At 34.7% G+C, this 16,460-nt stretch carries 17 protein-coding genes; 10 read left to right on the top strand and 7 right to left on the bottom strand.

Annotation, left to right across the window (positions count from 1 at the left end; all coding sequences use genetic code 11):
• The first annotated feature begins 44 nt into the window (after positions 1-44).
• From N7Z68_RS15685 to N7Z68_RS15710, 6 genes are all read left to right on the top strand, one after another.
• A complete protein-coding gene (locus N7Z68_RS15685; protein ID WP_275119414.1) occupies positions 45-1,574 on the top strand; it encodes an AbgT family transporter in 1,530 nt (509 codons plus the stop codon).
• A gap of 202 nt (positions 1,575-1,776) precedes the next feature.
• The gene (locus tag N7Z68_RS15690; protein ID WP_275119415.1) at positions 1,777-2,196 is read left to right on the top strand and encodes a GAF domain-containing protein; all 420 of its coding nucleotides are present in this window, start codon (positions 1,777-1,779) and stop codon (positions 2,194-2,196) included.
• Between the two features lie 323 nt (positions 2,197-2,519).
• Entirely contained in the window at positions 2,520-3,173 is a 654-nt protein-coding gene (locus N7Z68_RS15695; RefSeq protein ID WP_275119416.1) for a response regulator transcription factor, read from the top strand.
• A gap of 58 nt (positions 3,174-3,231) precedes the next feature.
• On the top strand, positions 3,232-4,272 hold the full coding sequence (locus N7Z68_RS15700) for a PAS domain-containing protein (protein WP_275119489.1): 1,041 nt from the start codon (positions 3,232-3,234) through the stop codon (positions 4,270-4,272).
• A gap of 972 nt (positions 4,273-5,244) precedes the next feature.
• Complete coding sequence (locus N7Z68_RS15705; RefSeq protein WP_275119417.1) at positions 5,245-5,673, top strand: universal stress protein; 429 nt, start codon at positions 5,245-5,247, stop codon at positions 5,671-5,673.
• Positions 5,674-5,764: 91 nt separating this feature from the next.
• Positions 5,765-5,983: a KTSC domain-containing protein gene (locus N7Z68_RS15710; protein WP_275119418.1), complete on the top strand. Its 219-nt coding sequence runs from the start codon at positions 5,765-5,767 to the stop codon at positions 5,981-5,983.
• A 285-nt stretch (positions 5,984-6,268) separates the two neighbouring features.
• Here the strand turns inward: N7Z68_RS15710 and N7Z68_RS15715 are convergent, their stop codons facing one another.
• Both N7Z68_RS15715 and N7Z68_RS15720 read right to left on the bottom strand, forming a co-directional pair.
• Positions 6,269-6,643: a hypothetical protein gene (locus N7Z68_RS15715; protein ID WP_275119419.1), complete on the bottom strand. Its 375-nt coding sequence runs from the start codon at positions 6,641-6,643 to the stop codon at positions 6,269-6,271.
• 593 nt (positions 6,644-7,236) lie between these two features.
• A complete protein-coding gene (locus N7Z68_RS15720; RefSeq protein ID WP_275119420.1) occupies positions 7,237-7,404 on the bottom strand; it encodes an aspartyl-phosphate phosphatase Spo0E family protein in 168 nt (55 codons plus the stop codon).
• 734 nt (positions 7,405-8,138) lie between these two features.
• Between N7Z68_RS15720 and N7Z68_RS15725 the strand changes: the two genes are divergently transcribed.
• The 3 genes from N7Z68_RS15725 to N7Z68_RS15735 all read left to right on the top strand — a co-directional run bounded on the left by N7Z68_RS15725 (position 8,139) and on the right by N7Z68_RS15735 (position 10,182).
• Positions 8,139-8,294 carry a DUF4083 domain-containing protein gene (locus N7Z68_RS15725; RefSeq protein WP_275119421.1) on the top strand — a complete coding sequence of 52 codons (156 nt, stop codon included), beginning with the start codon at positions 8,139-8,141 and terminating at the stop codon, positions 8,292-8,294.
• A 387-nt stretch (positions 8,295-8,681) separates the two neighbouring features.
• Positions 8,682-9,194: an RNA polymerase sigma factor gene (locus N7Z68_RS15730; RefSeq protein ID WP_275119422.1), complete on the top strand. Its 513-nt coding sequence runs from the start codon at positions 8,682-8,684 to the stop codon at positions 9,192-9,194.
• On the top strand, positions 9,184-10,182 hold the full coding sequence (locus tag N7Z68_RS15735) for a hypothetical protein (protein WP_275119423.1): 999 nt from the start codon (positions 9,184-9,186) through the stop codon (positions 10,180-10,182). Before N7Z68_RS15730 ends, N7Z68_RS15735 begins: the two co-directional genes overlap by 11 nt.
• A gap of 483 nt (positions 10,183-10,665) precedes the next feature.
• Here the strand turns inward: N7Z68_RS15735 and N7Z68_RS15740 are convergent, their stop codons facing one another.
• The 4 genes from N7Z68_RS15740 to N7Z68_RS15755 form a co-directional block, all read right to left on the bottom strand.
• Positions 10,666-11,718 carry an iron-containing alcohol dehydrogenase family protein gene (locus N7Z68_RS15740; protein WP_275119424.1) on the bottom strand — a complete coding sequence of 351 codons (1,053 nt, stop codon included), beginning with the start codon at positions 11,716-11,718 and terminating at the stop codon, positions 10,666-10,668.
• The gene (locus N7Z68_RS15745; RefSeq protein WP_275119425.1) at positions 11,715-12,368 is read right to left on the bottom strand and encodes an MtnX-like HAD-IB family phosphatase; all 654 of its coding nucleotides are present in this window, start codon (positions 12,366-12,368) and stop codon (positions 11,715-11,717) included. Before N7Z68_RS15745 ends, N7Z68_RS15740 begins: the two co-directional genes overlap by 4 nt.
• A gap of 116 nt (positions 12,369-12,484) precedes the next feature.
• Complete coding sequence (locus tag N7Z68_RS15750; RefSeq protein WP_275119426.1) at positions 12,485-13,696, bottom strand: SpoIIE family protein phosphatase; 1,212 nt, start codon at positions 13,694-13,696, stop codon at positions 12,485-12,487.
• Positions 13,697-13,698: 2 nt separating this feature from the next.
• Entirely contained in the window at positions 13,699-14,541 is an 843-nt protein-coding gene (locus tag N7Z68_RS15755; protein ID WP_275119427.1) for an alpha/beta fold hydrolase, read from the bottom strand.
• Between the two features lie 307 nt (positions 14,542-14,848).
• Here N7Z68_RS15755 and rlmN point away from each other — a divergent pair, with 307 nt between their 5' ends.
• Positions 14,849-15,910, top strand: a complete 1,062-nt coding sequence (gene rlmN / locus N7Z68_RS15760) for a dual-specificity RNA methyltransferase RlmN (protein WP_275119428.1) — start codon at positions 14,849-14,851, stop codon at positions 15,908-15,910.
• 105 nt (positions 15,911-16,015) lie between these two features.
• On the opposite strand, the gene N7Z68_RS15765 is transcribed toward rlmN, so the two are convergent.
• The gene (locus N7Z68_RS15765) at positions 16,016-16,195 is read right to left on the bottom strand and encodes a hypothetical protein (RefSeq protein WP_275119429.1); all 180 of its coding nucleotides are present in this window, start codon (positions 16,193-16,195) and stop codon (positions 16,016-16,018) included.
• Between the last annotated feature and the right edge of the window lie 265 nt (positions 16,196-16,460).

The following is a 16,460-nucleotide window of genomic DNA, read 5'->3' on the forward strand; positions in this document are numbered from 1 at the left end:
TTGTTGCAACCTTTACTCACTAATTTTTCTAAAGGAGGTAACACATGAGTCGTTTACAATTAGAAAATGAAAATGAAGCGAAAATGGGACCTATGATGAAGTTTTTAAATGTTGTTGAACGTGTTGGGAATAAGCTCCCGCATCCGTTTATGCTGTTTGTTTATTTGGCAGCAGCAACAATGGTATTTTCGGCAATATTAAGCTTCTTCAATGTTAGCGTATTTCACCCGGGAACAGAGGAAGAAGTACATATTAAAAGCTTAATTTCAGGCGAAGGTCTTCAGTATATTACGGGATCTATGGTTTCCAATTTCTCTGGATTTGCCCCGTTAGGTCTTGTACTTGCGATGATGTTAGGGATAGGGATTGCCCAAAAAGTCGGACTTTTTGAAGCATTTATGAAAAAGACCATCTTAAATACTCCAAAAAGTCTTGTTACTTATGCTGTTATTACAGCAGGTGTCCTAGGAAACTTAGCGTCAGATGCAGCTTATATTATTATTCCACCATTAGCGGCTATGGTCTTTTATGCGATTGGACGTCATCCTTTTGCAGGTTTAGCAGCAGGTTTTGCTGGGGTAGGTGCTGGGTTTACCGCAAACTTTATTGTTGCAGGTACTGATGCACTTCTCTCAGGTATATCGACTGAGGTAGCCAAAACAGTAGACCCGACAGTTATAGTTACACCTGTTGACAACTACTTCTTTATGAGTGCGTCAGTAGTGATGCTAGTCATTGTTGGGGCATTAGTTACAGAAAAGATTATTGAGCCTAGGCTCGGGACTTACACAGGAAAAGCAATCGATACAACGTTTGAAGTAACAAAAGAAGAAACAAAAGCTCTGCGCCGTACAGGAATTGCAGCAGTAATTTATCTTGCGTTATTAGCGCTAGTCGTTTTACCGGCTAACTCTCCACTTCGAGCAGAGGATGGCGGCCTTGTACCATCACCGTTTATTTCTGGGATTGTTCCTATTATTCTATTTTTCTTTATCACACTAGCTATTGTTTATGGTGCTTCAGTAGGGAAGATCAAGAATACGAGTGATGTTCCGACGTTAATGGGTGAGGCAATGAAAGACATGTCTGGCTATATCGTACTTGTCTTTGCAGTAGCTCAATTCATTGCTTACTTTAATTGGTCAAACATAGGCATCTGGATGGCCGTTTCATTTGCTGACTTGTTGCAAAGTGTCAATATGACTGGTTTACCTGTTATCATAGGGTTTATTCTACTAACTGCAATTTTAAATTTATTTATCATTAGTGGATCCGCACAGTGGGCATTGATGGCGCCAGTCTTTATTCCAATGTTCATGTTAATGGGATATGATCCTGCATTTGTTCAGTTAGGATTTAGAATTGCTGATTCTTCAACGAATATTATATCACCGTTAAACCCATACATTCCGATGTTGTTAATGTTTATGAAGGACTATGATAAAAAGGCTGGGTTTGGTACTTTATTCTCTCTTATGCTGCCATTCTCAATTTTCTTCTTAGGGGCGTGGATCGTCTTACTCATCATTTGGGTGTTAGCCGGATTGCCTATAGGTCCTGGAATTACGATGTAACATATTTACAAAAAAAAATTTGGTTGAGGTTGACCTTGAGTCAGCCTCTTTTTCTGATTCTATTTTATTTAAAGTTGTTTTTTTCTGTTAAAAATAAATAAGAGATTAGTAAAAGATCAGGGTTTTTCCTGAATTACTTTTTCTTAAAAACGAGATAAAATGTTTATAGATAGAAAATAGAACTTAGTGGAGATGTAGTGAGATGCATATATTAGAGGAACTTAATTTAAAAACGTCTAGTGATTTTGCAGCAATAGCATTAGTAGTTCCAATCAGTCATCACATTTGCTGGGGAGAAGCAGTTGGCAGTATCAACGAAAGATACAAAGGGATGCGGAAAAAGTACGGCAGTGGTTTAATCGGTGCAGTTGCTCGTCATGGACGAATAATTGTTATTGACGACAGCCTTCCAAATTCAGAGCAAAAGCGATTAGATTCTCCGATCATGCTTGCAGAAAAACTCTTTGCAGCGATTGCAGCACCAATCTTCTTAGACAATCAGATAAAAGGTGTTTTACTTGTAGGAAGCCGAAGCAACCGCATTTATTCACAAGAAGAAATTGAAATGATTGGCGAGAAAACAAAAGAAATTGAATTACTTTTAGGCGTTGAAAGTAACTAACCCATACCAAGAATATAGTGTTCTATGCCCCTTACTGCCACTAATCATATATAAGAGTACTTAACGATGCTGCTTTTTAAGTAATGCTTAAAAGGTGACATCGTTTTTTTGTGTTTAAGTAAGAGATTACACCGAAATAAAAAATATTTTAAAGGTTGGTATATCAAGATAATATAAAGTATTGATATAATAAAGGTGGAATGCTAAATAATAAAAAATTTCCATTTCAATGTAAGATCATCTGATATACTATTAATAAAGTTAGTACTATTAAATTAGTAGAAATAAACCAGATAGGATACTGTAGAAAGTGAGGTATGAGTATGATTAAGCTCCTTATCGTTGATGATCATATCGTTGTACGTTCAGGTCTGACTATGCTTTTAAACGGCAAAAATGATATAGAAGTAGTAGGGGAAGCAGCTGAGGGAGATGAAGCGATCCGAAAGGCACAGGAATTGAAGCCTGATGTCATCTTGATGGATTTAAGTATGCCACAAGGGAAAGGTGGCTTAGCTGCAACAACTGAAATTAAACAGGTGTTGCCCGATACTGCAGTCTTAGTATTGACGATGCACGATGATGATGAATATTTATTTAATGCGATCCATGCAGGAGCTTCAGGGTATATCTTGAAAAGCTCACCTCATGAAGACTTGCTAGCAGCCATCCAATCGGTATATACAGGAAATGCTTACTTAAATCCGACAGCTACAAAGCGATTAATGAGTGAGTATATGGAAAAGCTAAACGATGGTGGAAATTCTAAAACCTTTGAATCCCTTTCTCAACGTGAACGAGAAGTACTTGAGTGGATTGCTAAAGGTTATTCTAATAAAGAAATTGCTGAAAATCTCATTATTAGCGTAAAGACTGTTGAAACACATAAAAGTAATATTATGGAAAAGCTTCACTTTAAAACGAGACCGGAATTAGTGAAATACGCATTGCAGAAAGGATTGCTTAACTTTGACTAACGATAAAGTCTTTGAAAGAGAGTCTAAAGGTTATGAACAAAACGAATTAGGTCTTCTAATGCAAATTGATCAACATATTGAAGACGGTTCATTTAGGGATGATCTAAAGCAATCACTGAAAGAAATGACAGATATTCGTTTTGCATTAGATGAATCAACGATTGTAGCTATTACCAATCATAAAGGTCAAATTAAATATGTTAACGATAAGTTTTGTGAGATTTCTAAGTACAATCGAGATGAACTTATTGGCCAAGACCATAGAATTATAAACTCAGGTTATCATGACAAAGCATTCATGACTAATTTATGGAAGACGATATCTTCGGGCAAAGTTTGGAAGGGTGAGATTAAAAATAGGGCGAAAGATGGTTCCTATTATTGGGTGAACACAACGATTGTTCCGTTTTTATCAAGTGAAGGTGCACCTTATCAATACTTGGCGATACGTAATGAAGTAACACAGTTAAAGAAGGCAGAAGAAGAGTTAAAATTAATGATGAACCGAGTATTAGAAATCCAAGAAGAAGAACGTAAACGGTTCTCACGTGAGCTGCATGATGGAATTGGACAAAGCTTATTTTCTTTAATCATCCATATGGACCGAATGATGAGTGAGGATAATTATTCCTCGATGCAAACACTACGTAATGAAGTGTCAGGAATTATGGAAGAGATTAGAAGTTTAGCTTGGGATTTACGACCGTCCTTGCTCGATGACCTTGGTGTGGTCCCGGCGATTAATCGACACATTGATAAATTCTCTCAGTACTACGGTATTGATGTTGAGTTTACCTGCGATTTACGTCATCGTCTCGATATGCAAAAAGAAACAACCATCTATCGAATTATTCAAGAGTCATTAACGAATATTGCTAAGTATGCCAACGTTTCTGAAGCTTATTTAACGTTAACTGAAACTGAGGATCACGTTCAGGCGACAATTAAGGATGAAGGAAAAGGGTTTGTTCGAAATAATGGAAAGGGCGTCGGTCTCTTTAGTATGGAAGAACGTGCGAGAAGCGTAAACGGCACTTTTGATATTTTGTCGGCGCCAGGCAAAGGGACGACGGTAACCTTAGTTGTACCAAAAGCATAATCATTCACATATGGTTGGATTAGAAAAAGCCAAGCGGTCGCTTGGTTTTTTTTTGAAAGCGGGATGAATTTATAAGGTGGGAGATGGATAACTCGACTTTTCTCATGCTCGATATAATAAGTCGAGCCATAATCGGCTCCATAATGAATGCTGTGTTTGCGTTTACTTTCTGCTTGAGATGGTTATTTTGTGATCATTTTGCTAATTCCCTTTTTTGCGGACTGAGAGGCCCTTATTTTAATGAAAACCTTCATATTTGGATATTTCGCGGACTCACAGGCCTTTATTTAATCATAATCACTAATAAATATCACAAATAGTAGCAAATAAGGGCTTCTGAGTCCTCTAAATCAAGAAAAACTAGACTTTCTACAGGAATAAGGGCCTGTGAGTCCCCTAATTTAATTTCTATAGTTGCACTCGATTCAATTTAAGGTCTAAGTTGAAACTTATGTTTATATTATTCCTAATTATGGATAGTAATCTATTTAAAAAGTGAATTAGACTAAAATTTTTACTTATACTGGTTAATATTTAAAATAAATGACTATTTAGATCAGGGGATTCCCTATATGTGGGAATGGCCATAGCTGAGCTTAGATGAAGAGATGAACTAGTGAGACTGCCTTAATTAAAGGTAGTCTTTTTTAGATGTTGTTTTGTGTGTTTCCGTTGCATTTCTGAGAGGTTGTTGTTAATTATAGGGGTTTTCGATACTAAAAAATTCAGGAATTCTCCCGATAACAATTTGACGAAACAGTTGGTATGATTTAGGAAAGACATCAACGAAGGGAGTTACTTTAAAATGCTTAGTCTAATCGGAACATTCTTGATTTGCTACATATTGCTGATGATGCATCATAGTAAACTCTCAAACAATTAATCAATAACCATTGCAACAAGCTTTATTTATAGGAACAAAAGTTTTTTTAACTTATTAAATAAAAAATTAAAATTGGTGGAGGTAAATGAATGATGAAAACTTCAACATTATTAGTAGCTTATGATGGGTCTGAAACGAGTAAAAAAGCGCTCTTGAAAGCAAAGGAGATCGCAGAACAAAACAACCAAACAACTCTTTTAGTTGCTACGGTCTGGGATTTACCGAATGCTAGTTATGAAGCGCACAACTATCAATATATGACAGAAATTTATCAAAAAGAAGCTGAGGAGAAAATTCAAGAGGTAGAAGAACTCATTCAAGATTTACCAAATGAAAAACAAACCTTCATTTTAAAAGGCTCTGCGGCTAGTACGATTATTGAATTCGCTGAAAAGAAAGAAGTAGATTTGATTGTGCTAGGAAATAGAGGGTTAGGCGGGATTAAGAGATTTTTCCTTGGAAGTGTAAGTTTCCATGTCGTACAAAAAGCTCCATGCGATGTTTTTGTTGTCAAATAAATAGTTGATTTAGAAACTCGGTTAAAGTTTAATTTTAATTCAAAAGGTTATAGTTATAGATATATAACTATTCTATAGGAGGAACGAGTAAATGACACTTTCTTATACAAATATAGACACGGAAAATATCGAGTCCGTTGCTTATGATAAAACAACAAAGAAATTCCACGTGCGTTTTAAAACCGGTGACCTTTACATTTACTACGCGGTAACAGAACAATCTTATGTAAGCTTTATGTCTGCCAATGACAAAGAAGCCTATTATTTAAATGAGATAAAGGATCAGTACGAAGAACGAAGAGTTTCATAAGCTGATATCAAACAAAACGAAAAAAGAGGGATCATTTACACCTATAAATGGTGGAAGGATCCCTTTTTGCTGTCGATCTTAGAGTTTATGTTATCAATTGACTGTAAGGCTAGAGAACTTTTTGACTATGCAATTGAGCGTTTAGTTGTATAGCTGCAGTTCGATTGTATTCATAGAAAAAAGCAGTGTGAGCCCATGTCTGGTCTATACACTGCTTTTTAATGTAAGTATTAGTTCATTTGTGATCCAATGAGAAGAGATGCATTTATTTTAGTAATTTAAAAATTAATTACTTAAGCTTAAAAAGCTTTCATTCATTTCTTCGGTAAATTCAGTATCTATTAAAGTTAGACCGCTTGAGTGTGTATAGGTTTGTAGGGGTTTACTATTTTTAAATGTTGAAATTCCTTTACAAGTAAAGTGAATGACACCGTACGCTTTGTCTTTCTGTCTTTTTATAAAGTGCGAGAACTCACGAATTTCTTCAAGAAGGTTCTCTACTTCAGCCATATCATTTAAGTAGGATATATGTATTTCTGCAATAATTTCAATGCTATAATTCTTTTCTTTAATAATCATCGTTGCAGTCCATGCGTCATTGCCATTTGGACCTGCCCAAAAGCCAAATATATCTTCACAAATCGGGACAATCTTCCACATATTTATCATTCCTTCATCAAGGTTAAAAGTAAGTCTGCTTTTATAAACAAACGATGTTTTGAACAGAGTCTTAATGAAATAGTACGAGTATCTAGTAGGGTTTATTATTTAGTTACTTGAGAGTTTACTTAAATGCATGGTTAATACTACGTAACAGATTAATAAAATTCCAATAAGACTTAGCATAATGCGCAACTCCCTTCCTTTTTCTAAATAATAAACATTTATAATTAACGTTCATTTTGCACAGTGGTTTTTAATTAGTTTCTAGTTGTTATAAAGATAATAACAAGAAAACCAATATATTGTTATCGGGAGTTTTCCTGAACTTTTTTATAGCGAAATCCCCTAATAATGCTTAAGGATTTATTTGAAATAGGATCAGGTAAAAGGACTAGGATTTACGCTTTGTAACAAAAATAAGTGCCACCATCGAAACTAATTCGAAAGTAAGCACTTATAAGTAAATTTATTTTTTTGAGAGATAAAATTCGAAGGTGTCTAGCTCCAGCGCCCAGACCCTCGACGTTGCTTCGAACTATCATATGTGTCCAAAGTGCGGATCGCTAGTCCTCCAGCACTTGTCGGTCTGATCAGGGAGCTTCCGCTTTTCTTGTAAAACTTAAAAAGTAATTCATTTTTTCATCTAATGCTTGGCTTAACTTTATAGTATCTGGATTACTGATACCATTGTTTTGAACTGCAGCATATAAGAGGTTACGGAGTAATTCGATTTCATTGATTTTACTTTCGATCATCATAATCATCCTCCCTAAATAGCAGGTTGTTCTACCTAACCACTAATAGTTTAAAATATTTTTATATTCAAAACAATAGGAACGATCCTGATTTTTTTATAGGGAATTTCCCTAATCGATCTTACTAGTGGAAGTATCGGCTTCAGTTTTGGGAGAGAAAATAAAAAATAACAATAGAAATAGCGTAACAATTCGCAATGATTTGGTACGTTTATTTTTTGTTGATATACCAACATCTTATTAGTTATATACTAATATCATAGGTTTCAGCATACCTATTGGCGCTGTCTATAAGTCTTGCTCATGTTGATGATATTATATCCGATATTAAATGGCATTTAATTGAAAGGCGAATACAAAAAGAGTTGGAAATCACAAGACTTCTTTAAGACACAGCTTACGTCTTCTATTTTTAAATAATAATGCTACAACTCAATATTTAACAGAACGTAGTAATTCTCTTTTTGATTGGATTGGTGAACTATCAGAAGATTTTATGTTTTATCATAATGATAAATGTATATTAGCTGTGTGTTCTCACGAAGAATATTTTAGTGGAAGAAACGATTTGGGATATTTTTTATACGAAAGGTAGCTAGAGTTGAGGAACTGTTGCAATGGCAGTTCTTTCTGTTATTGAAGTAACGAAGCAGGATTGTTAAAGAAAATTATCCAAAATAACCCAATAAAGGTTTGGATATGTTAAAGTAAAAGTAATATTTTAGGAGGGGATACAAATGAACTTATTTGATGTTTTTTGGCAATTGTTTAACATAGCTTTTGTTGTAGCAATTATTAGTCTTATAATATTTGTCATTGGCAAGATATTGAAGAATGGAAAAGAACAAAAGGAACGGTTAAAACGAATAGAAGAAAAAATTGATAAAAGCTAAGAAGAAAATAGAGTCTTAGTTAATTCTACTTCACCTACTGTTGTTGAAGTAACGGAGAGCGTTAGTAAAGTTACGGGCTGTATAAGATGCAGTTCGTTTTTTTATGCCTACTAATTGGAAGATAATGTTAAACTATAAAGATTAATTGATTTTGATAAGTCACTAAAACGGAAAAAAGGAGTTTCAAAGTAGGGCCTACAGCTCTACTTCCTTTTGTTCTTGCTTTAAAACTCAGTTAAACATAAAAGTAACATCGATCACAATGAACCATGTCTAAAATAACCCGCGTGGGAGTAGAAAAAATAAAAAATATCTTTAAAATATTTGAATATGAGTGAACGTTTTTGTGTGGATAGGTGTTTTATATGTAGAAGAAAGGAGCTAAAGATGAAAAAAAGAGAGGTATTTGAAAACTTTAAAGATGATGTATTTAAAACATGTTTTTATATGGTTAATAATTATCAAGATGCAGAAGATTTGACTCAAGATGTCTTTATAAAAGCTTTCGATAAAGATATTGATAGTATTGAAAATATGAAGGCTTGGTTAATAAAAATTAGCATTAATACTTCAAAAAACTATCTGAAAAGAAAGAATAGATTTAACTTGTTTGAAAATTTAACTCATCTAGTTTCTAACCTAAATGTAGAGAAGGAAATAAGTAATAGTGAAACTAAGGATGAATTAGTTAGTTTAATTAACACATTATCTCCTAAGCTAAGGGAAGCAATTATATTACGTTATGTACATCAAATGAAGGTAGAGGAGATAGCAAAAACATTAGGAATACCAGTTGGTACGGTTAAGTCTAGAATTCATAAAGGAATTTCTAACATGAAACATAAGACAAATTCAAAATATGCTCAACAATTAATGGAGGGAAATTTAGATGAATATTGAAGATAGAATTAGAAAACATAAGATAAAACATAAACCTGATTACAATAAGATATGGTACGAGATACAAGAAAATGAAAGTACTAGGAATGCGAGGAAGTACAGATTTAAATTTCCAAAGAAAATGGTTGTGGCACCATTATTAGTGTTTATCGTTGCTTTGGGGATTGGCTCGCATTCAATATTGGCTCAAAAGTTGCAGGAACTTCCTTACATAGGTTCGGTTTTTAATTATTTAGGTGATGAAGGGATAAAAAAAGCATTAGATCAAGGGGATTTAGTTCTAGTGGAAGATACTGATTTAAAATATGTGGATTTAGTTGATCAACCAGAGATTTTAAGTGCAGTAATGGATGGAAGTAAAGTATATGTGTCTTTTATTATTGCAAAAAATGATTTTAATGAGCTAAATAGTGAAGAACTAAATTTAAAGTTTAACAATGAATATATAGAATTATTCGAATTTAGTTATGATTTATCTTACGCAGATAGCCAAAATTTTATTGTTTATATGACAGGAAAACTACCATTAAATCATAATAGTGATAATGAGAATTTTATTGCAGTTAGTTATCAGGAAGAGGATTATATAGTAAAACCTCATACAATTAAAAAGGTTGATAATGAAGTTTACAAAATTGCTTTAAAAGAAGAAATTGATTCTGTAGGCAGTATTTATTTTCATTATGTTAACCTATCGCCTTTAGCAGTAGAATTAAGATTTAGAGTTACTAGCAATCAGGAATTAAATGAAGATATATTAAGTTTTGAAGTTTATGATGCACATGGAAATTACCTAGATCCTTTGTTTGATTCAATGAACCCAACAGTAGGTCAAATAATGTCTACTGAAGATTTATATCAGTACAGTTACACTTTGCGTTATACACCAAGTGAATACACTGATTTCATTAAAGTAGTACCTTTTTTTAATAAATCATCTTTAAATGAATTGTTATTGGATTTAGATTATAAAAATTTATTGCAGTAAACTTTGTTTATAATTGTTGCACATAAAAAAGCAAGAGTACTCTTGCTTTTTTATGTGCAATTTTTTAGTGGTAAGTAGGTTAGTATGAAAAGGTAATTTGAGAAATTATTCGAACAAAAAATCTCCTTAATCGTTGCTCAAAAGTGGATAGATTGGAACAAAGAAAAAATAGAGAAAAAAACAAAAAGCCATTGTATGGTATCGACATACGAAATATTAGTATGTTATTAGTATGATACTTATACTGTTTTTTGTATTTGGTTATTGAAGTAACGGGTGCTTGAATTGAACAAGAAAAAAATGCACTGAATAAAAATCGGTGCATTTTTGTGTGTTAATTTTTATGGGATTGTTATGCTAAATGCAGTGCTAATTCGTTTATGATTCGCTTTTTTCATCCAAAACTGAACTCGTTTTAGTGTAAGGAGGGATTTTCCGGTTCACCTCATATGTAACCCTACATCAGTCTTAATGTTGTATTTGCTATTTCAAAAGATCCTTTAATAGCTGGTCTTCGTTTATAAATTGCAAAGCTTTTGTCCGATAGCGTGGATCGTGCAAGTATGTATAGCGATTTGGTTTTATGCTTGGTGCCAACTGGATGGCTTTAGCAAATTCCTCTTTTTTTAAGTGAAGTGTCTTTACATAATTAAAAAAACCAGTTCGTTCAAAGACTTTTTTCATTCGCTCCGCTCGGTGGTTTTGAACGTTAGCCATGATATAAGTAGCCACCCCGACTTGAATGCCGTGCATCTCAGGTTGTATTGCTATTTTGTCCAAGGCATGAGAAATGAGATGTTCTGAACCGCTGATAGGTGAACTGTTTCCACTAATTGCAGTAGCGATTCCTCCCATTGTGGCTGAACTAATTAATTCCTTTAAAAGGATCGGATTTTGAATGTCCGTCATTGGTGTACGTATAAAACTATTGACGGCCTTTTTACTTAACATCGATGCAAATGCATTGACATCACTTTTTCCGTGTTGTTGTTCAAATTCCCAATCATAAAGAGCAGTGATATTACTCATTAGGTCTCCAATACCAGCTAAAATAAACCGTCTCGGCGCATGCTTGATAATACTTAAGTCAGCTAAAATGCCGTAGGGAACTTTTGCAGGGACGGTTGTCTTTTTTCCATCAACATGGATGGAGCAGTTGCTGCTGGCAAAACCATCATTAGATGCTGAGGTTGGAATGCTGATAAAAGGACTTCTTCTAGCATATGCAATGTATTTTCCATAGTCGATAATTGATCCGCCGCCAATGGCAATGACCGCATCATAGCGCTGCATTTCAAAAGCTTTTTTAATTAAGTCCTGTATATCGAGGTTTGCATTTAGCACAAGAGTGTCAACTTGTAAAGAAGGACAGGCTTTCAAAACTTCCTCTTTAAATTGATCATTCGTAAAATCATCAAAGATAATTACGACGCTTGAAAATTGATGCTTTTGTAAAATTTCACCTAAGCGATGAAGAACATCGTTATTAATTTCTAAGATAGCAGGGATAGGTACACTTGTTACAGGAGTGATCATGAACTGAGCACTCCCTTTGAAATTAAATAATCTTCCACTTCTTTAAAGGTTTCAACAGGAACGAACGGAATCTTTTTTTCATGTAATAACTCTTGCAGACCGTTCTTAGCGAATGTTAGATCAGCAAATTGTGCAGGGTGGCTGTCTGGTTCGCTGTCACCAATAAAATAAACGGTATCGTAATCTTTTTTTAATTCCTTTATAACTTTGGATTTATCAATTCCATATCTTTTTGAAAAATGCGGGTGCGTTTCGTCTATGTTTAGATGGATATTCTTTTCTTGAAAAACACCTTCGTTTGAGAAGACTTTCACATTTTTAATTCCGTGTTTTTCAAGGACGTGATGTATATAATAATCTGTTCCAGCACTCAATACAAAGAAATCTCCATTTTGTTGTTGTACATTCCTTACAAATGTTGGAACATAGTCATCGATAGGGAGAGACAAGATGTCTTTAATGATTTGTTCTTCGCTTTGATGGATAGAAGAAAATACCGTCTTTAAGAAATCGATATCAAGCAGTTCTTGTGCTTTCCACTTCTTAAAAAGGTCGCGCCCCTCTGGGAAGTACTTCTCAATCACTAACCAATAAAAGTCTTGATTTGAAATCGTTCCATCAAAATCAGAAACGAATGCCCATTTTTTCATACGTTCAACTCCTAATTGAAATGTTCGTTTATATGTATTTATCACTTTATCTTTTGAATGTTTGGTAAGGATTATTAGGAAAATTTATAGCCAGACTTCTAGTGCAAGGGTTGAATTCAAAGGATATCAATGAATATGAGACATTGATCGTCACGGTTATAAACCGGATGCTTTTTATCTTCTAAACATTGTACGACCATTTCTTTTAATGTGTCTAAAGGCATCGCAGGATCTTTTGTAAATAAAGAAAGTAACTTATTTAATCCGATGGCATCCGTTACACCATCTGTATACAGTAACAACCGGCCACCTTCCGTATAGGGAAGTGTAACTTTCTCAAATGTTAAGCCCTCTAATAGCCCAATAGGAGGTGTAGTCGATTCGAGTTCAACTTCTTTACCGCTGCGATCTAGCCAGACCGCTGAAGGATGCCCAGAATTGATGTACTCTATTTGTTTCGAAAATGTATCGATTAGCAGATAGATACCCGTACAATAATGTCTTGCGTTATCGTCATTTTCAAAGAGCGTGTGAAGATGTTGGTCCAATTCTTTCATCACGAGATCCACCGACACTCCGTTTGCAATTAGCCTTTCGAACAATGAACGAAGGTACATTGTTATTAAAGCCGAGGAAATCCCGTGTCCCATCACATCTAAAATGATGATCCCGTATTTATGCTCGTCGATTTGGTAATAACCGTACATATCACCAGACAATTCACTAGATGCTTTATAATAAGAAGCAATTTGCAAAATGTCATTCTTGATCGGAACGGGTAACGCTTGTTCCTGAATGCTTTTGGCTAATTGGAGTTCTTTGTTAATTCGCTCTTGGTATTCTTGATTTTGTTCATTAAGCTTAAGCAGTTCCTCTTGCTTATTTTCAAGTGTATGTAGAACTCGTTCTAAATCGCTTAGAGCTTTATTCTTATCTCCGAGTGCTTCTTCTGCAAGCTTCTTAGCCTCAAGAAGTTCACTTTCATAGTTGTTACGTTTTTGCATGGGCATAAATACACATTCGTTTATAAACGTTCCTAAGCTGTGTCGCCGCCTTGCATTGAGAAGTACAGGCATATCTTTTCCGCAGCTCGATCGCAGTGAAATGTACATTTCTTCTACCTTTTCATCTAATTTGATTAAAGGGAAGAAATAGAGTTGATAAAACGCTCGTGCTGCAACACTTAGTATCGAATTGATATGCTGATCTTGTAATTCATCACGTGTAAAGTTAAGAAAGTCGAGTAAAGTTTGATTAATCGCTATAATAATTCCATCATCAGTGATTGAGACGTAGCCACACGGGGCGAAATTAAGTTGCTCATCCATAGTTATAACCGTCTACTTCCTTGTTGTTTTTGGTCAGGTAACCGATTTTGCAAATAATCCTTCATTAATTGTATTGTTTCCTCAGGATGGCTGACGTGCGGACAATGTCCAGTTGCCTGCATCAATTTAAGCGTGCTGTCAGCAAGTTTGTTGTGTACATATTCACCGACTTCGATAGGAGCAATGACATCATTAGCGCATTGGAGAATGAGGGAAGGAACCGTTACCTTTTCCATATCTTTACGATTATCTGCAAAGAACGTGGCAAGAGCAAATTGTTTTGCAATTAAAGGATCTGTTGAACAAAAGCTTTCCTCAAGCTCAAGTGTTAACTCTGGACGGTCCGGGTTACTCATAACTGTCGGCGCAAAAAATTTAGCCCAACCGATATAATTTCTCTCCATCATGTCAATTAACCCGAGAAGGTCTTCTCGTTCAAATCCTCCTGCGTATTCTGGGGGATCATTTAAATAACAAGGAGAAGGACCAATTAAAATAATATGTTTAAAAAGGTCCGGTCTTTGGATCGAAGCAAGTATCCCGATTGTACTCCCAACTGAATGACCAACAAAAATGGTTTCTTTTAAGTCGAGTGAGGAACATATCTTAATCAAATCCTCCGCGTAGGCTGAAAGATTGTTATATTTATTTGGATCGTAAGCTTGAATGTCTGACTGACCTGTACCAATATAATCAAATAAAATCACTCGGTAGTCAGCTTCAAAGGCAGGATATACATACCGCCACATATTTTGATCGCAACCAAAACCTGGAGCGAAAAGAATCGTTCGCTTTCCGTTCCCTCTAACAGTAACGTTTGATTGAGATAGGATGTTCTGAGTCATGTAAAAGCCCCTTATAAGTATAGATAGTAATACCTAAATCTAATTATAATTTGTTTTTTATAAAAGCGAATAGGGAAGATGGGTGTAAATCGATGTTTTTTACTTATTTCTTCTTCCTATAGGTTACCATATTTAGGGTCCTTACTTTTATTAGTTTTCTAAGGTTTGAATATAAGTTTGTAAGTTACTTCGTTTGACGGATTCCCACTTTTGTTTTAATATATAGAATTTGAGACAATAATAATCACTAATACTAGTTATAAGATATTCAATAGAATAATTATTGAGATTGGAAAGAGGGTAACAAATGAATAAAACATCCATTTATGGATTAACATTAGAAAAATTAACGGCATGGTTAATGGAGCACGGCCATAAAAAGTTTCGCGCGCAGCAGGTGTGGGATTGGTTATACCGTAAGCGGGTCACTGATTTTTCGGAAATGACAAATGTAAATAAAGAGTGTTTGCAACTGTTAGAAGACCATTATGTCATCCACACGTTAAGAGAGCATGTAAAGCAAGAATCAGCTGATGGTACGGTTAAGTTCTTATTTAAGTTACAGGACGGAAATTTAATTGAAACGGTCTTAATGCGCCATAAATACGGACTTTCTGTTTGTGTAACAACACAAGTAGGTTGTAACATTGGCTGTAGTTTTTGTGCGAGCGGACTTTTAACGAAAAGTCGTGACTTATCAAGTGGAGAAATTGTTGAACAGATAATGAATGTTCAGCACCATCTCGATCAAGCTGGTGAAGATGAAAGAGTCAGTCACATTGTCGTGATGGGAATTGGTGAGCCATTTGATAATTTCGAAAATCTGATCGACTTTTTAGAAATCATGAAAGATCAAAAAGGTCTAGCGATCGGAGCAAGACATATTACGGTTTCTACGAGTGGGCTTTCAGATAAGATTTATGAATTTGCTGATTTAAAAATGCAAGTGAATTTAGCGATTTCATTACATGCACCAAACAATGAACTGCGAACTCGTATTATGAAAATTAATCGTGCGATTCCGATTGAAAAGTTAATGAAAGCTATTGATTACTATATTGAAAAAACGAACCGTCGAATTACGTTAGAATATATTTTATTAAGAGATGTAAATGATCAACGGGAAACGGCTCAAGAGCTTGCTGATTTAATTGGTGATCGACGTCGTTTAACGTATGTAAACTTAATTCCCTATAATCCAGTAGATGAACATAGCCAATACCAAAGAAGTGAAAAGGAATCTGTTTTGGCTTTCTATGATACGTTGAAAAAGAATGGAATTAACTGTGTCATCCGTCAGGAACACGGAACCGATATTGATGCAGCATGCGGACAATTAAGAAGTAAACAAATTAAACAAAAGCAATAAGGTACGACGAAGAGTAAAAGGAGTGTCATGAATAGATACGCTCATTACAAAAGCCAGTGGGAATGGATTGATTAATCATTCCTGCTGGCTTTTTATTTTTGTACTTTAACATGAAGTTGTATGATCATCACAAAACGTAGTTATTCGAGAATTGAGGAATTGTTTTAACTCTTGCACTGTCGCTTCATAAAACTGGCGACCATCAGGCATCTTGTATTGGTGATAACTGAATAGAGTGTCAATTAGATGTTCTTTTTCATTGGAGTAGGATGTGATAAAGGACATAGTTCTAGCCTCCTTGCATGTAAACGCTTACACTTATATTGTAAGTCCGCTTACTTGAATTGTCAAACTATTTTAACTTTTGACCATTTGTAAAGTTTTAATAAAGAAGTGGATCAGCGCAGTATGTGGATTCCAAATGTTTAGTTGATTTTTTTATCATATGCTAAAGTACAGCTGCTAAAAAACTGACCGGTTTAATCCTTAATTGATAGATTACCTGCCAAGCTATTTTCCATTACACCGAAAATACTACAATTTTTGCAAA

Source organism: Alkalihalobacterium chitinilyticum (assembly GCF_029028005.1).
Taxonomy (GTDB): Bacteria; Bacillota; Bacilli; order Bacillales; family Bacillaceae_F; genus Alkalihalobacterium; species Alkalihalobacterium chitinilyticum.

What these genes read in the sequence shown, in the direction of transcription:
- N7Z68_RS15685 (WP_275119414.1), top strand. Translation starts at nt 45, where the DNA reads ATGAGTCGTTTACAATTAGAAAATGAAAATGAAGCGAAAATGGGACCT.
- N7Z68_RS15690 (WP_275119415.1), top strand. Translation starts at nt 1,777, where the DNA reads ATGCATATATTAGAGGAACTTAATTTAAAAACGTCTAGTGATTTTGCA.
- N7Z68_RS15695 (WP_275119416.1), top strand. Translation starts at nt 2,520, where the DNA reads ATGATTAAGCTCCTTATCGTTGATGATCATATCGTTGTACGTTCAGGT.
- N7Z68_RS15700 (WP_275119489.1), top strand. Translation starts at nt 3,232, where the DNA reads ATGCAAATTGATCAACATATTGAAGACGGTTCATTTAGGGATGATCTA.
- N7Z68_RS15705 (WP_275119417.1), top strand. Translation starts at nt 5,245, where the DNA reads ATGATGAAAACTTCAACATTATTAGTAGCTTATGATGGGTCTGAAACG.
- N7Z68_RS15710 (WP_275119418.1), top strand. Translation starts at nt 5,765, where the DNA reads ATGACACTTTCTTATACAAATATAGACACGGAAAATATCGAGTCCGTT.
- N7Z68_RS15715 (WP_275119419.1), bottom strand. Translation starts at nt 6,643, where the DNA reads ATGTGGAAGATTGTCCCGATTTGTGAAGATATATTTGGCTTTTGGGCA.
- N7Z68_RS15720 (WP_275119420.1), bottom strand. Translation starts at nt 7,404, where the DNA reads ATGATGATCGAAAGTAAAATCAATGAAATCGAATTACTCCGTAACCTC.
- N7Z68_RS15725 (WP_275119421.1), top strand. Translation starts at nt 8,139, where the DNA reads ATGAACTTATTTGATGTTTTTTGGCAATTGTTTAACATAGCTTTTGTT.
- N7Z68_RS15730 (WP_275119422.1), top strand. Translation starts at nt 8,682, where the DNA reads ATGAAAAAAAGAGAGGTATTTGAAAACTTTAAAGATGATGTATTTAAA.
- N7Z68_RS15735 (WP_275119423.1), top strand. Translation starts at nt 9,184, where the DNA reads ATGAATATTGAAGATAGAATTAGAAAACATAAGATAAAACATAAACCT.
- N7Z68_RS15740 (WP_275119424.1), bottom strand. Translation starts at nt 11,718, where the DNA reads ATGATCACTCCTGTAACAAGTGTACCTATCCCTGCTATCTTAGAAATT.
- N7Z68_RS15745 (WP_275119425.1), bottom strand. Translation starts at nt 12,368, where the DNA reads ATGAAAAAATGGGCATTCGTTTCTGATTTTGATGGAACGATTTCAAAT.
- N7Z68_RS15750 (WP_275119426.1), bottom strand. Translation starts at nt 13,696, where the DNA reads ATGGATGAGCAACTTAATTTCGCCCCGTGTGGCTACGTCTCAATCACT.
- N7Z68_RS15755 (WP_275119427.1), bottom strand. Translation starts at nt 14,541, where the DNA reads ATGACTCAGAACATCCTATCTCAATCAAACGTTACTGTTAGAGGGAAC.
- rlmN (WP_275119428.1), top strand. Translation starts at nt 14,849, where the DNA reads ATGAATAAAACATCCATTTATGGATTAACATTAGAAAAATTAACGGCA.
- N7Z68_RS15765 (WP_275119429.1), bottom strand. Translation starts at nt 16,195, where the DNA reads ATGTCCTTTATCACATCCTACTCCAATGAAAAAGAACATCTAATTGAC.